This is a genomic window from Vibrio sp. 2-Bac 85 (assembly GCF_037546705.1).
Lineage (GTDB): Bacteria > Pseudomonadota > Gammaproteobacteria > Enterobacterales > Psychromonadaceae > Psychromonas.
In genome coordinates, this window is the sequence record NZ_JALAAB010000018.1 from 58,157 (window position 1) to 74,546 (window position 16,390).

At 36.8% G+C, this 16,390-nt stretch carries 10 protein-coding genes and 2 pseudogenes; 6 read left to right on the top strand and 6 right to left on the bottom strand.

Annotation, left to right across the window (positions count from 1 at the left end; genetic code table 11):
* The first annotated feature begins 48 nt into the window (after window positions 1-48).
* The 3 genes from MT390_RS16355 to MT390_RS16365 all read left to right on the top strand — a co-directional run bounded on the left by MT390_RS16355 (window position 49) and on the right by MT390_RS16365 (window position 3,978).
* Window positions 49-1,077 carry a hypothetical protein gene (locus MT390_RS16355; RefSeq protein ID WP_499442150.1) on the top strand — a complete coding sequence of 343 codons (1,029 nt, stop codon included), beginning with the start codon at window positions 49-51 and terminating at the stop codon, window positions 1,075-1,077.
* A gap of 141 nt (window positions 1,078-1,218) precedes the next feature.
* Entirely contained in the window at window positions 1,219-1,836 is a 618-nt protein-coding gene (locus MT390_RS16360) for a hypothetical protein (RefSeq protein WP_499442152.1), read from the top strand.
* 114 nt (window positions 1,837-1,950) lie between these two features.
* Complete coding sequence (locus tag MT390_RS16365; protein ID WP_499442154.1) at window positions 1,951-3,978, top strand: putative bifunctional diguanylate cyclase/phosphodiesterase; 2,028 nt, start codon at window positions 1,951-1,953, stop codon at window positions 3,976-3,978.
* Window positions 3,979-4,422: 444 nt separating this feature from the next.
* Here the strand turns inward: MT390_RS16365 and MT390_RS16370 are convergent.
* The 5 genes and pseudogenes from MT390_RS16370 to cmoA all read right to left on the bottom strand — a co-directional run.
* A pseudogene (locus tag MT390_RS16370) lies at window positions 4,423-6,210 on the bottom strand (cation:proton antiporter); the annotation flags it as partial.
* Between the two features lie 809 nt (window positions 6,211-7,019).
* Window positions 7,020-7,613, bottom strand: a complete 594-nt coding sequence (locus tag MT390_RS16375; protein WP_499442156.1) for a CoA pyrophosphatase — start codon at window positions 7,611-7,613, stop codon at window positions 7,020-7,022.
* A 125-nt stretch (window positions 7,614-7,738) separates the two neighbouring features.
* Window positions 7,739-9,154 carry a hypothetical protein gene (locus tag MT390_RS16380; protein ID WP_499442158.1) on the bottom strand — a complete coding sequence of 472 codons (1,416 nt, stop codon included), beginning with the start codon at window positions 9,152-9,154 and terminating at the stop codon, window positions 7,739-7,741.
* Window positions 9,155-9,462: 308 nt separating this feature from the next.
* Window positions 9,463-10,449 carry a tRNA 5-methoxyuridine(34)/uridine 5-oxyacetic acid(34) synthase CmoB gene (gene cmoB / locus MT390_RS16385; RefSeq protein ID WP_499442160.1) on the bottom strand — a complete coding sequence of 329 codons (987 nt, stop codon included), beginning with the start codon at window positions 10,447-10,449 and terminating at the stop codon, window positions 9,463-9,465.
* A 64-nt stretch (window positions 10,450-10,513) separates the two neighbouring features.
* On the bottom strand, window positions 10,514-11,248 hold the full coding sequence (gene cmoA, locus MT390_RS16390) for a carboxy-S-adenosyl-L-methionine synthase CmoA (protein ID WP_499442162.1): 735 nt from the start codon (window positions 11,246-11,248) through the stop codon (window positions 10,514-10,516).
* Window positions 11,249-11,418: 170 nt separating this feature from the next.
* Here cmoA and aspS point away from each other — a divergent pair, with 170 nt between their 5' ends.
* On the top strand, window positions 11,419-13,209 hold the full coding sequence (gene aspS / locus MT390_RS16395; protein ID WP_499442163.1) for an aspartate--tRNA ligase: 1,791 nt from the start codon (window positions 11,419-11,421) through the stop codon (window positions 13,207-13,209).
* Window positions 13,210-13,307: 98 nt separating this feature from the next.
* Window positions 13,308-13,529: a hypothetical protein gene (locus MT390_RS16400; RefSeq protein ID WP_166373154.1), complete on the top strand. Its 222-nt coding sequence runs from the start codon at window positions 13,308-13,310 to the stop codon at window positions 13,527-13,529.
* Between the two features lie 143 nt (window positions 13,530-13,672).
* Here MT390_RS16400 and MT390_RS16405 read toward each other — a convergent pair whose 3' ends face one another.
* Complete coding sequence (locus MT390_RS16405; protein WP_166373155.1) at window positions 13,673-14,677, bottom strand: sulfotransferase; 1,005 nt, start codon at window positions 14,675-14,677, stop codon at window positions 13,673-13,675.
* Window positions 14,678-15,016: 339 nt separating this feature from the next.
* Here MT390_RS16405 and MT390_RS16410 point away from each other — a divergent pair.
* Window positions 15,017-16,193: pseudogene (locus tag MT390_RS16410) on the top strand (IS3 family transposase).
* The last annotated feature ends 197 nt before the right edge of the window (window positions 16,194-16,390 follow it).

A 16,390-nucleotide genomic window follows, 5' to 3' on the forward strand; every position in this document is an offset into this window, starting at 1 on the left:
GTAAGTGATTAATTTTCCAGTCTTAACTCGAATAAGGGTTGCCGTTTTATGAAAAAAAGTTACCCCACATGGACAGTGTTCAGTACCCGTTGTTTATTATCTTTCCCTCTTTTTGTATTTGCAAACATGGCACAGGCGGAATTTTTAGGGGAAAACAGTCGTGTATCCATTGATATTTCTTCTCGTGTTAGCAGTAACCTAGATACTCAAAATCATGCTTTCATGCATGTGTTAGGAATTGATATACATAAAGTATTTAGTAGTGAAACAGGAGATATCGGCACATTAATACTGCAACCTTATATTGTAAAATTAAATAATGTTAAAAAACCTCATTTTATTTTTGATGATGGTAACGATACTAAGCTCACATGGCGTATCGCAAACTTTAATTATACGGCTTTAAATCAAGGCAAGTTTAATATTAGATTAGGGCATTTTGAAGTACCTTTTGGGCTAGAATACCAACTAGATACTAACGGTACATTACATCAATTAACTACTGAGCAGCGAGGCATAAAAACGGATTGGGGGCTTTCTTTGAATGGTATCATGCCCAGTTTTGAATATGAGGTTGCACTAACGCAAGGTTCAGGTGCTGAAATTAGTAATAATAGTGACTCGCACCTATTTTCTGGTCGAATTGGAACGCTCAGTACTAAAAATATAGTAACAGGCTTCTCATGGTTAAGCGGTGATATTTTAGCGGCTAATGGTGTTATTGAGCAGAAAAAAGTGGCCTTAGATCTTTCCTATTATTATTACCAATGGCGGTTTATAGCGGAATCTTCTATTGGTAAAAGAGCTGGAAATAATACTGCTAATGGTTTTGCTGAAGTGATGTGGCGTACTCCCAAAGAAAACCTCTCTGTTTATACTCAGCTGCGTTATCAACGCGCAGAAATAGATCATAACGTGAGTAGTGAAAGCAGTTCTACAAGTAATTGGGTAGCGGGTGTGCAGTGGATGAGTGACCATGGTTTCGATGTTAGCGCACAATATAAACATAAATTAAAAGAAGCAAAAAACCAAAATATTGAACCGATTTTAAGTGTGCAGCTAAGGTATAGAATGTAGCGTCATATGGCTTTAACGGTTAAAAGGTCAAATAATAATATATGAAACGATGAACATTAAACGGCAATACACTAAACAATAAAATCCTAAACAATAAAATCTTTAAAAAAAATTAAATGATAAGGCATTAACCCAAATAATATGAAACAGCGTAAACTTTTTACATTACTCGTCCTGATGGCGACACAGGTCTTAATGAACTCTCCTGCTTATGCAGCTTTTTGTTCCTTAAGAGACCCTGTGTCAGCAATGCAAATACTCTATAAGGATGGATACCAATATCGTTCCATTGTTGCGACGGTTACTGAGCAAGATAGAGTAGCGGTTAAAGACAAGTTACCTTTTACAATCCATCAAAGTGAAGTTAACAAGCATACTTTATACGTGCTTTATAAGGATCGTAAGGCTGCTGGTTTCTTACAAGCACGTTCAGAATGGGCTAAATGGGGTTTAGTAGAAATTGCCTGGGCTATCAACTTAGATAGGAGTTTAAAAGGTTTCTATTTTCAACGTTGCCGAAGCCCCGAATGTAACGATAGCGTCGTACAAGATATCAACAAGCAACTTCATAATAAAAATTTTGCGCAATTAAAGTCCTTACTGACGCTTGATGGAGAAGCACTTTCTGAAGTGGGAAAAAATACATTTTCTACTTATCCAACATTAGCGTTGCTAGTCTTACGGTCTGCATTAAAAACCTTAGCAATTACTGATATCAGTTGGGCAAAATATATAACAAAGATAGAAAGTGACAATTAATGGCAGTAACTGTTATAGACAGTAATTTTTAATGAAATGAAAGTAATAATTATTAAAAGTAGTCATCGGTGAATAGCGCACTAACTGAATTTATACGTTAATTAAAGGTATGTAATGAGAATAAGAAGTTATTTGGCGATCCTTGTTTTTTCCTGCTTGATTGGTGCTTATGCGCTAGAACAAGTATTGGGTTTTCATTTCAATCAGGTTCAAATATTAGCGAGTAAACATACACAAAGCCTTTTACGAGCGAAAGATTTTGAGCGCATAGAAAATAGCATTTCACAATTTTTAATCTCTGCAGATTTAGTGATTGCATCGGGTAATACATACCTCATAATGGGCGCTATAAATATAGGAAAGAACATCAGCAGAAATTTGGTCGTTGTGCAAAACCAAAGCCTGCCTCCTTTAATGAATGATGAAATTGAAAAAACTATCATTAATATTAAAAAAATTAATGCCCACCTCGATACTGTAGCGGAAATACCAGATAAAGAATTAATCTTACACTTACGTAAATTATTGCCAGATTATGATGCTGTTAGTTTATCTTTAGTAGAAAGTATTCGTTTTTTAATTACTGAATGCAATAATATGATTGAGCAAGACGCGTTATCTTTAGCCGAAGAAAAGCATTTTATCGCCGCTGCAGCTTGGATTGCACGTGTTTTTTTACTGCTATTAATTATTGCCGCTTGGTGGTGGGCAAATAGGAAAATTTGTAATCCGTTAAACACGCTAATTGCTTCTTCACACAATGCACTAGCTGGTAATGACTTTAAAGTTAGCGATGATGCGCCTACCGAGATCACTGAATTAAGTCATGATTTTAAACTATTAACAGAAACGCTATTTCATCAAGCGTCTCATGATCCATTGACTGAACTTTATAACCGTCGTGCGTTTGAGCGTGATCTAAATGCGGCTATTGAGCATAAAAAGAGACCTTCAAGGATAAATGAAGATAATCGGTTTTTATGTTTTATCGATCTAGATTATTTTAAAACAATTAATGATACCTGTGGCCATTCGATAGGTGATCAAGTCTTAGTTGATGTGGCTCGTATATTAAAACAAAAAGTGCGCAACTACGATACTGTGGCGAGATTAGGTGGTGATGAGTTTGCTATTTTGATCAATCGCTGCCCTGTAGATAAAGCACTTGAAATTGCTGAACAGATTAAACAAAGCATTAACCAGTTAACGTATCACTGGCAAGGTGAAAATTTTCAATTAAGTGCCAGCATTGGTATTGCTCCTCAAACCAATGAATCTAGTGCTACTGATTTATTAAACTCGGCAGACATCGCCTGTGGTTTAGCGAAAAATGCGGGAAGGAATTCAGTCTATTTATACGATACTTGCGATCAAGTTTTCGCAGATAATAAACAGCCATTATTGTCAGTACACCACTTAAATAATGCATTAAATAACAATTTATTTGTATTATACAAACAAGATATTGTGCCGCTACAGCAACAAAAAGTAGGCAGGGTCTTTGAAATATTATTAAGAATGTTAGACAACGATGGAAAATTGTTGAGTCCTGCTTGTTTTTTACCCGTTGCTGAGCGTTATCAGCTCACCGGTAAAATAGATCGTTGGGTGATTAATGCCGTATGCGACCATTTTATGGCACGTACTGAAGAACTTAAATCGATTAAAACAATTGCGATTAACTTATCTGGACACTCTTTAACTGATAATGAGTTAGAAACCTTTATTATTAATAAACTGACACAGAGCCAAATACCCGCTAATAAAATTTGTTTTGAAATCACTGAGACGGCTGCTATTAAAAATATCAATCGTGCTCGATTATTTATGAATAACATTAAAGCGTTAGGTTGTCAGTTTTCCCTTGATGACTTTGGTAGTGGTCATTCTTCCTATGCTTATATCAAACAATTACCGACGGATAAGATTAAAATAGACGGTGCAATTGTGGCGAATATGCTCACCAATCCAATAGATTTTACCGCTGTTAAATCGATTTGCGAGATAGGCAAAGCAGCCAAACAAGAAGTTATTGCAGAGTTTGTTGAAGATTTTAGGTTAGTTGAAGCATTAACCGCATTAGGTGTTGATTATGCACAGGGTTACTATTTTGCTAGGCCAGAACCTTTAGTCGTTGTTTAAATAGTATTCCATAAAAGTGGATGCGTTAATTGGATGCTTTGACTATTGGATAAGCACCAATACCTTTGTAAATCTGAGTGTTTAAGGGGAGCAGACTGTTAAAAGGTCACACTGCACAGTGTGACCTTTTTTTATAGGCAGGACTAAAGAGTATTAAGCTGACTTAGGCCTTGTCTGCGTTTCTTTTTCACCGGTATCCTGTATTTTTTCGTCATCGGATTCTGATCGAATAGCCTCTTCTTGCTCTGCTTTTTGCGCTTCCTCAATTGCAGCTTGCTCCTTGCGTCGTGCTTTTTCAAGGGCACGTTGTTCTGCCTCTTCTGCTTCACGGATCGCACGTTCTTCTGCACGCGCTTCGGCTTCTGCTTTTGCTATTGCTTTAGCCTGCGCTTTGGCTTCACGTTCTGCTTCTTCATCTACAGCACGTTGAATAATTGCTAGATCTTGCGCTTCTTGCGGCAATAAACTAATCAACTCAATACCTACAGGATAATCAGCATCTTTTTCATTAGAAACAATCTTAATTTCACCATCTTTAGTTAAGTACACTAATGGCATAGCCGAGTCGCCGTAACGTCTTTTAAAGCGCTCAAAGGTAAAGTTCTCAGTGATGTTAGTCACTTTTAGAATACCGCCTCTGGCCATGATGCTGGCAATCTTAGCGTAGGAAATATTTTCTCCAAATAAGCTCAATCGTTTTAGATATGACTCCGATAATTGATGGCGTGCGCTGGCACTGTCAGCATTGTTCAAACCATAAACTTTCTCTGAGCCAAGTAAATCTTGGAAGTGAAAGGAAACTAATGGGTTTAATTGACGGTAAGGAGACATCACTAAGACACGACCTATGCCGCTTAAATCCATATAGTTGGTCGCATGCTCGGAAGCTGGGTTACCAAAATAAACGGGAATATTTTCCATACGAGCTTTACGAATGCTATCCCAGTTATTGTCTGCTAATAGCACTTTTACATTTTTAGAGATTAAAATAGTTGCAAGTTCGCGTGAGAACTTAGAGGCGCCGAACATCAGTAAACCTTCATTCGCGCCTTGTTTTACCCCTAAAAATTTTGCCCACGGGCCGGCGGTTAAACTTTGAATAACCACGGTGCCGATAATAATTAAAAATACCAGCGGCACAATAGAGCTTGCACCTTCAAGGCCAACGGTCTCTAATTTAATCGCAAATAACGATGAAATAGCAGCGGCAACAATACCACGTGGTGCAACCCAACTGAGAAACCATTTATCCTTTGAGGATACATTAGTACCAAGGCCAGAGATCCAAATACTGAGTGGACGAGCGACAAACATCACCACCATCAGCACGCCTAATCCACCAAAGCCTAGGTCTAACATGGCACTAGAATCAAGTCGTGCAGCAAGCAGAATAAACAGTGCAGAAATTAACAGTACGGTTAATGTTTCTTTAAACTCTAAAATATCAGCAATATCAACGCCACGCATGTTTGCTAACCAAATACCCATTACAGTCACGGTTAATAACCCAGACTCTTCTTGGTAGATATTAGAGCCTACAAAAACGCCTAGCATAATGGTTAATACCGCAGTATTACGTAAATAATGTGGGAATAAGTTCTTACGAATCGATAACCCAGTTAAATAACCAGCTGCAGCCCCTAAACCAAAGCCCAGTAATAATGTATATCCCAATGCAGATAAAACATGTGAGGTAGGATCGGCCGTTACTGCAATATATTCAAAGACTAAAACTGCGAGCAGCGCGCCGATAGGGTCGATCACAATGCCTTCCCAACGTAAAATACTGGCTAGATTAGATTTTGGTTGCACGGTACGCAACATAGGGACAATAACCGTTGGCCCTGTCACAACGACTAGGGCGCCAAACAACATCGCAATGGACCAGTCAAAGCCTAAAATATAATGAGCCGCTGGTGCTATACAGGCCCAAGTGATAAAAGCGCCAATGGTGACTAAATGCGTGACCATTCGACCATGCTCTTTAATCTCTTTAAAGTTAAGTGTGAGTGCGCCTTCAAAAAGAATAACGGCAACACCTAATGAGATAATCGGGAATAATAAATCGCCAAAAATAGCATCGGGATCCAATATGCCAAGTGCGGGCCCTAATAATAAACCACATAATAATAGTGGGAGAATTGCAGGTAAACGTAATTTCCACCCTATCCATTGACACAAAAGTGACAGTACACCGATCAGTGCAAGCATGCCTGTGATGTGTTCAACCATATTTATTTCCTTTTTTTTCAAACCATTGCAAATTAATTATCTACCCTGCAATGGGGGTCACGATGATTCGTGAGCAATTTATACGTTTGGTAACTTGATATGTACCATTTTGTTCATTAAATATTATTTACAGGCTGACAAAATAATGAAAAATATTGCCTATAAATCTGTACTTTCATTGCATTCTAAAACGCTTTTATTAAGTAAATAAGCACAGCGTTATGCACTAATTATTAATCTAATTAGCAAAAATAATCAGTTATTAAATGGGAGTGTTTTTTTACTTATCTTTAAAAGTGATGTTGATGTTTAATCCAACACTTATTAATAAAAGCCTACTATTTTTTCTATCTATTACTTTTTCTATTAACTTTAAATTGCCGCTATCTCGTTATGTCTCGCTAGCGAAGTACACCTAGTTAAGTAACTGTAGCCAGATAAGGCTAGCTAATATCTGTTAATAAGCATCATTATTTTTACAAAAAGCATTGTTTTTTTGTCATTAAATTTTGCTCTATAACATACTAATTCGCGTATTGGAGCAAGTGTTTTTTTGATCTTAATCACGTTTTATCAAGGCTGTTAAATAAAACATTAATCTTATCAGGTAATTAGTTCCTTCTTCTTTGTTGGTATTTTATCCCTTTATGGTGATGTTTTATTTAAAAACAAGTATTCAAAAAACAAGTTGTGTTCAGCAGGGGGAGGAGTTTATAGCAAACCATTAAGCAAATGACTAGAACCTATTTGTTTGCATCGTACTGTGTGTCTTGCGGAGTTAGTCACTAGGGCTGTGTTGATTGGGTAGATTAATCTTTCAAGTGAGACTGCAAGTTGATTAACATTTGTGCGGTAGCACCCCAGATTAAATGGTTTTGATAAGCACAACAATAAGTAAAATGGCGTTGTTTATTAGCGACTAAATATTGTTTAGAAAAGTTATTACTGTCTAATACAAATGCAAAGGGGACTTCAAAGCAGGCTTTAACCTCAGAGCGGTCAATAATCACTTGCTCTTCGCTATTTACAAAACCAATGAAGGGCGTGACGTGGTAGCCGCTGTTAGTAGTTAACGAAGGTAAGCTACCAACTAACTGTATATTCTCCTGCTCAATGCCTATCTCTTCCTGTGTTTCTCTTAATGCGGTGATAGCGAGCGAATCATCACTTAATTCATATCTGCCTCCGGGAAAGCTTACTTGCCCAGGGTGGTGTCTAAGGTGCAAGGCCCGTTGTGTGAAAATCATATGTAAGCCATTGTCTCTTTGTATCAATGGCATTAATACTGCTGCTTTTTTTAATGGCTGCTGGGCTTTATTAAGAGATTGTAAGTGATGGGAAACAGGCGCACTGAAATTAGCTTGTTGTAAGATAAAACGATTAAGAAAACATTGTTTATTCACTTGACTTTAAAATTTCCTTTGATTTCAATCATTATATTCTCCTTTGAATAATCAATATCAATAAGCTTTTTTTTATATAAAATAATAAAAAAGGCTGAATAAATCAGCCTTTACATTTTTGTTTTTTAGTAAATGCCTCTGCAAGACAAAGTTTCATCATTATTAGAATCATAAGGAATCAATAAACCATATTTTTCTTCATCAAATCCCCACGAGTTTTGAAACTGAACTGGACTATAAACAGAACAATCAAAGCCACCTAGTTCATTTTTAAATTCATAAAGGCTTGTAACATAACCGACACTTTCATTAAAGGCATTCTCAAACTTTTTATAGTAAGTAAATCCACCACTATCATCATCAGTGTAATTTTCTCTAATAGACAATAAAAGCTCACTAACATTACCTAACAGGTATTTGCTTTCAAATTCTCTGTAAGCATACCCATACTCAGGGTATAAGCTACGACCATCTTCTTCCATATCGTTAATTACATTGGTTACATTGATTACACTTCCTTCTTTAATCGATTGATTCGCAATAGAAGATGCCATTCCCTCAGAAAACCATCTTTCTAAGTCAATGTTATCACCAGTTAAAACTGATTGTAAGTGATGAACAAGCTCATGCTTAATAACTTGTTGACTATCATTTCTACCTGCTGATGTGTTTGAACCAAAAATAATACCGTCCAAATTCCCTTCACCCCATGAACCATTGCTTCTATTTGGATCAATACAAACAACAATCTTTTCAGGATGGTACTCGTACTCATACTCACTCTCAATATATTCGTCTGCTAGCTTGGCAGTCTTTTGGCTGTTACTTAAAAGAACAGTGCGAAGTACACTTGAAAGAATGTAAATCTCTCCTGTATCTTCATCATACCTATCGGTCACAGCAAGGTATATTAACTTATTGGCTTCCTCATCACTCATTAGTTCACTATAGTATGATAAAAGAAGTTCATACACAGAACCATGGTTATCTTTCATTTGCTTAAGAGCATACTCTTGTCTTTTTTTATTGTAATCTTCTTCGTCTACTTCCAAATCAGGGTCATCATAAGACAAAGAATCAATCTCGTTTGAAATAATATAATTAAGATAACTTAAGTCTTTTGGACTTAAAGAACCTTTATATTCAAGGTAATCATAAGCTGATAAATTAAGCTTCTCCAAAACTTCTGAAATCTTGTCTTCAACAACTGTTGCCGCATACTTGTAGTCATTTTCAGGTACATTACCTGAAGCAAACACGATTGTACCAACTTCTCCACTATCAGTGTAAGATTCAAAGTATTTGTCTGAACCTTTAGTACAAGAATTTAGACCAGAATTAAATGATGTATTATCAATATAACGACTTAAGTTAATGTTGTTCTCAGTCATGCTTTTAAATTCACCATTAACATAACTTGTAATAGCTTTGTCAGATTCTCCTCCACCGCTACTTCCATTTTTACTATCGCCGCCACCGCCACCACAAGCAGTCAATGAAAGTGCAATAATTGATGACAACATAATCTTTGATTTTTTCATTTTAAATACTCGCTTAATAATTGATTCTCTGGGCTTTCTGACGATGAATATAGCAAAGTTAATGAAATTTATACATATAAAAACACCTATTTTTAGGTATTTAATTGATTATTGGAAAGCTGAAGAAGCAAAAGTATCTAAATTAAGTGAGATTGTATTTAAACACAATGTTAATACTAGAACGATTATTGAGTTAGGTTGGTGCTACAGTGTTTTAAAAATAGCACCTTGAAAGCAGATGTTTAAAATAGACCTGACAAAATAAGTTATTAATGATCAGTTAGTTGATTAACTACCTACTTACCAAGCTAGTTTAGTGGTTTAACGGCTTTTTTAGCAATTAATAAAGCACGTTTCGGCGCTGGGTGACCTTCTACTGTTTTAGTCGTATCGTCTGGATCTAAGTAATCTTCTAAAGATTCATTTTTCATCCATGCTGTACTGCGTTGTTCACCGGTTAAGGTATCGTTAATATCCACAATACGTACATCTTCAAAACCACATTTTTCGACCCATAACTTTAATGCTTTGGCGCTAGGTAAGAACCAAATATTACGCATTTTAGCGTAGCGGTCAAATGGCACTAATACATCATTCTCATCACCTTCAATCACTAAAGTTTCAAGCACCAATTCACCACCTTCAACGAGTTGATCTTGGAGTTGCGTTATATGGTCCATAGGGGATTTACGGTGATACAAAACACCCATTGAAAATACCGTATCAAAGGCTTCCAACTTAGGTAACTCTTGAATACCTAAAGGCAATAAATGCACATGTTGGTCTTTATTCGCAAAATGACGCACCGCTTCAAATTGGCATAAAAACAATTCACTTGGGTCAATGCCGACAACAAATTCAGCACCTTCACCGCGCATACGCCACATATGGTAACCACTGCCACAACCAACATCTAAAACATAACGATATTTTAATGGGCTAATATGCGGTAGCACACGATCCCATTTCCAATCACTTCGCCACTCAGTATCGATATGTACGCCATGAATATGAAAAGGGCCTTTGCGCCATGGATGAAACTTCTGTAATAAGTTCTCTAATTTTTTAGTTTCACCGGCCGATAATTCAGACCCATCACCAATACGTACTTCATCTTTGAGTTCGATAGCCTCACTTTTAATGTTTGGAAATTTATTTAATACGCGTATCCAACTGGCTAATGTGCCATGTACATGGATATTTTCCCATTCATGTAATTGCGCAGGTAATGTACGTAACCAATGGTTTAAACGGTTTTTAGCGATAATGCTGTAGAAGTTACTAAAGTCGATCATGTCATGCCTTGTCTGGTAATGTGTTTTATAGCTTTTTATTCTGTTACTTTTTAAAATTAAACCTTTAATCTTTAATGCTGATGATGGAGCCAAAATTAAAACATTGATACCAAAGGTTATTATGCTTAAAGCCCGCTGCTGTTAAACGTTGATAATGTTGTTCAACGGTATCTGAAATTAACACGTTATCTAATGATGAGCGTTTTTGGCTTATTTCTAGTTCGCTATAACCTTGGCTGCGTTTAAAGTCTAAATGTAAATCAATTAATAGCTGGTGGCTTTTAGCATCTTCAAAAATAAACTTCTCTGATAGGATCAAAACTCCACCGGGTAATAAACCTTCATAAATACTGGTTAATAAAGATAAGCGTTTTTCGGGCGTTAAAAACTGTAATGTAAAGTTAAGTACAACTACCGAAGCATTTTCAATCTTGATATTACAAATATCATCCTGCAACACGGTCACCGGAATATCGGATTTATAGGCATGAATATGTTGCTGACAAGATTCCACCATCGCCAATGAGTTATCAACTGAAATGATTCTACAGCCATTTTTATCGCTCAGGCCACGTCGCATCGATAAAGTGGCTGCGCCTAATGAACACCCTAAGTCATATAGGTTGGAATTATCGATGGCACAACGTTGAGTGATCATCGCAATACTATTAATAATGTTTTCATAACCCGGCACCGAGCGTTTGATCATGTCAGGGAATACTTGTACCACCTGTTGATCAAAACTAAAACTCTCTACTTTATCTAAGGGTTTGCTGAAAATATTGTCGGTTTGGCTCATAAGGGGACCTAATTATTTAAGGTTTAATAATGTGACTCATTGAGTATTGCTGCGCATTTTACTTAAATTGTGTTGCAGGGTCATTTTTTTATTTAAGCATATGACTCTCAGTGGTTTTCTTTTATAATAGCGGCAATTATTTTGTAACGTATTTAAAACAGGAATCGATAATGCGCACTATGTATTGTGGTGAAGTGACCGAGGAAAACATTGGTCAAGAAGTTGAGTTAGTAGGTTGGGTAAACAAGCAGCGCGATTTAGGTGGTGTAACATTCCTAGATATTCGTGACCGTGAAGGTATTGTACAAGTTTTCTTTGATGGTGATACACCAGAAGCAACGGCAATCGCTGCTACTGCACGTAATGAATTTTGTGTACAAATGAAAGGCCAGGTGCGTGCTCGTCCTGAAGGTCAAATAAATAAAGACATGACAACGGGTGGCATTGAAATTCGTGGTCTTGAACTAGAAATATTAAATCGCTCTGAGCCATCTCCACTTGATAGCAATCAAAAGAACTCTGAAGAACAACGTTTACGTTACCGTTATTTAGATTTACGTCGCCCTGAAATGGCTGAGCGTATGGTATTCCGTTCTAAAGTAAGTAGCTTTGTGCGTCGTTTCTTAGATGATAATGGTTTCTTAGATGTTGAAACACCTATTCTAACTAAAGCAACACCAGAAGGTGCGCGTGACTATTTAGTACCAAGCCGTACACATAAAGGTCAATTTTTTGCATTACCACAATCTCCTCAGTTATTTAAACAACTGTTAATGATGTCTGGTATGGATAAATACTACCAAATCGTTAAATGTTTCCGTGATGAAGATTTACGTGCTGACCGTCAGCCTGAATTTACACAAATAGATATCGAAACTTCTTTCATGACTGGCGATCAAGTGATGGCTAAAACGGAAGAGATGATCGTTAAGCTTTTTGAAAAAATGCTAGATGTTGATTTAGGCGCATTCCCTAAAATGACCTATGCAGAAGCAATGCGTCGTTTTGGTAGTGATAAACCAGATCTACGTATCGATTTTGAATTAGTTGATGTTGCAGATTTATTAAAAGACGTTGAATTCAACGTATTCTCAGGTCCAGCTAATGATGCCGATAGCCGAGTAGCTGTTATCTGTGTACCTGGCGGCGCAAAACTGTCTCGTAAAAATATCGACGAATACGGTAAATTTGTGACTATCTACGGTGCTAAAGGGTTAGCATGGATGAAAGTCAACGAAGCGGCGAAAGGGCTTGAAGGTGTTCAATCACCAATCGCTAAATTCTTAAACGAAGAAATCGTCGCAGAGTTACTTAAACGTACTAACGCACAAGATGGCGATATCATTATGTTTGGCGCAGACAAAGCAAACATTGTGGCTGAAGCAATTGGTGCATTACGTCTTAAAGTAGCTGAAGATCTTGGTTTAATTAAAGATGAGTGGAAACCACTTTGGGTTATCGAATTCCCAATGTTTGAACCACTTGAAGACGGTGCATTAACACCATTACATCACCCATTCACTGCTCCAATGAATATGACGGCAGAAGAATTAGAAGCAAGTCCAGTAGGCGCAATTTCTAATGCTTATGACATGGTATTAAATGGTTGTGAGTTAGGCGGTGGTTCTGTTCGTATTCACAAACAAGATATGCAAGCAGCTATCTTCCGTATCCTAAATATCTCTGATGAAGAAGCACAGGATAAATTTGGTTTCCTATTAGAGGCATTACAATTTGGTGCTCCACCACATGCAGGTTTAGCATTTGGTTTAGACCGTTTAGTAATGTTAATGACAGGTACTAGCTCAATTCGTGAAGTGATTGCATTCCCGAAAACTGCTTCTGCTGCATGTCCATTAACCAATGCACCGGGTTTTGCTAATCCAGCAGCGCTTGCAGAGTTGAATATTGCTGTTGTTAAAGAAGCTAAAGTTGAGAAAGAAGAATCTAAAGAAGGTTAATCTTCTTTGATTTAGTTTTCTCTTTATAGAAAGGGAGGTGATGTTGCTAGTGATAGTGATGTTATCTCCTTTTTTTATGTTTTTTTGGGGATGGGGGGGTGTTGGTTCGTCTGCGCTCATCCGGGCTATTTGATGTTTATTCGCAGTGGTTTCGCCCTGTCGGCGACTTTACTTTCTTTTGGTTAGAAGATACCTATACCTACAAAGAACTCAAAGAAACAGGTGGATTAACTTACATCATTCTTTGTAAGCTAATGCAGGGAAAAGAAAACGTGTTTTATCAAATATTTATTTCGGTCGATAGATTATTATTTTTGTGAGGGCCTCTGAGTTTTTACAAGTGAAATTTAATCCTTATTCAGGGGCAGAACTATAGCTGTAATGGAAATACATTCATGAAGTCTAAATATTGGATGTACAGATTGTGTGTATATCCAATATTTTTACAAAATTAAGTGTGGGATTAATCAGCAAGCATGTTGGAACCAACAATATTACATATTGTATCAAAAGCTTCGCTATTATTTTTAATAACAGCTCTTACAATATTTTGCTCTTCTTCTGATAGATTTTTTCGCCATTTATCTGCAGAAGCCTTATTGAGTTGTTCAGGTAATGCTTCTAATTCAGGTGCTTCATATCCAGAAAAAGTAAGTATTTTGCTAACAACACCCTTGGTATCATCCACTAAATCATTATAAGCAATAGTCATCCAACGTGAGCTTTCTAATTCTTTAAGTTGATTTATTGCATTTAAATTAAGAGTTATCCAGGATTCTGGAATTCTGTGAAACCCATCGCCTGGGTAATAGCGGGTTTTATCTGGGTGTGATTTTGAAAATTCACTAAATTTCTGATGGCTAAATACTTTTCCTGGCTCTTTTAATGATTTGTTTTTTAAATTAACAATTACTTTTTTTACCATTGACTTCACTTTAACTAAAATACTAGGCTCTGTTATCTGATTTTCTTTGTGGTCACATTGAATATAACTCCAACATGGAAGATTAGTATCTGGCCAATAATGGACAAAAGGCAGAGAGTCTTCATCACCTTTATATGCATGATTAAATCCTACTTTTTCACTAGCAACTACACCCATAATATCACGTACTATTAAAATAAATTTTGCATCAGGTAAGGTGTTTGCAACATAACTAATTTTATTCAATAAATGAGGGTTTTTTGTGATTATACCTCCTTGTGCATGGCGTAAAGATACATAGTTTTGAATTTCTTTTTTGGAGGCCGTATTTATATCATCTTTCGTCGCGCATTCACAAAGACTTCCTGTTCTTCGAGACCCGATTGTTAAACCAAAAGCTTGCCAAAAATTACGACATTCAAAATCATCGTCAGAAGTTAAATCTATAGCTTCTGGACATGCTTTCATAACCATATCATGAGATATTGTAGTTCCTGAACGAGTAATGCCGATAATAAATAGTGGTGACTTTTTACTTTCCATATAAATATAAAACCTCTTTTTCATGCAAATATCAAAATAGAATAAATTTATAATTTAACTTAATATAAACGTCGTTTTATTCAAATTATACCTGATTAAAAATTCGTAATGGAATAATAACAATAAAATCAATTAATATTTATTTGTAACCACTCATAGGGAGCAAATATATTAGAGGTAGTACCATTTAGTTATAGGAATAATACGATAGAGCTGCTGACTCCCTGCATTTTACCCCTGATAAGCAACTTCGTAAGGCTCCCTGTGTAGTGGTACAGTGATTTTGGCCACCTAGTTAGAGGTGATATTATTCACCTCACTCATTAAATAGGTGACAAAATGAAGAGAGCAGGCAAGCGTAATTTCACTCCAGAGTTTCGATTATAATCATCTCAATTAGTTGTTGATCAAGGTTACTCAGTAAAAGAAGCTGCAACCGCAATGAATGTTGGTAAGTCCACCATGGATAAGTGGGTTCGCCAACTCAAAGAAGAGCGTAAAGGTGTGGCCCCTAAAGCCACGCCAATGATACCTGATCAGCTTAAAATTAGAGAGTTAGAAAAGAAAATAGCGCGTATTGAAGAAGAGAAAACCATATTAAAAAAGGCTACCGCTCTCTTAATGTCAGACTCCCTGAACAGTATTCGTTAGTTAAGAAGTTACGAGAGAGCCACTCAGTCAAGCTACTATGTAACGTGTTTTCAGTGCATCGTAGTAGTTATAAATATTGGATTAATCGAGATCGGAAGATATCACCAGAAACCGTAAAGTTGCATAGTGAAGTTCGTTCAATACATAAGCTCAGTAATGGTTCAGCAGGTGCTAGAACGATTGCTAGTATTGCAACAAACAATGGGCTTGAGTTAACCCGTTATCGTGCAAGTAGACTGATGAAGCAGCTTAGTTTAGTTAGTTGTCAACTTGGTAAGCATTCATATAAAAAGTCTACTGCTGAGCATATCTGTATTCCAAATACATTAGCAGGGAGTTTAATGTACTTGGACCTAACCAAGTTTGGTGTAGTGATGTAACTTACATTTGGACTGGAAAACGTTAGTCATATTTAGCCGTTGTACTTGATCTATTTTCAAGAAAACCGATTGGCTGGTCTATTTCATCTTCTCCTAATACAGAACTAACTGGTAACGCTTTAAAAATGGCATTTGAATTACGTGGTCAACCTAAGGGCATCATGTTTCATTCCGATCAAGGCTGTCATTATACAAGCAGAAAGTACCGCCAATTGTTGCGGCGTTTCAAGATCCAGCAGAGCATGAGTTGTAGAGGGAACTGCTGGGATAACGCACCAATGGAGCGTTTCTTTAGAAGCTTAAAGACAGAATGGGCACCTAAAATAGGTTACTCAAATATCGATGATGCTAAGCATGCGATAACCGATTACATTGTTGGGTATTACAGTCAAACCAGGCCTCATCAACATAACGGTAGAATAAGTCCAAATAGAGCAGAAGAGTTATATTGGAATGACTACAAATCCGTGGCCAGATTTACTTGACCACTACACTGTGCCAGACTCTGACACTTATACTAAAATTAATTAGATTGAAGTGAAGGAACATACCGCATTTTTCGCAATGATAAGTTGATGCTGATAACATTACTACCGTTGGTTTGAATTCATTGCTACCGGAGCTAACATTGTCCTGATGGTGAATGCAGGAACAGAGCGTATTATTGGCTTAGGCGCATAAC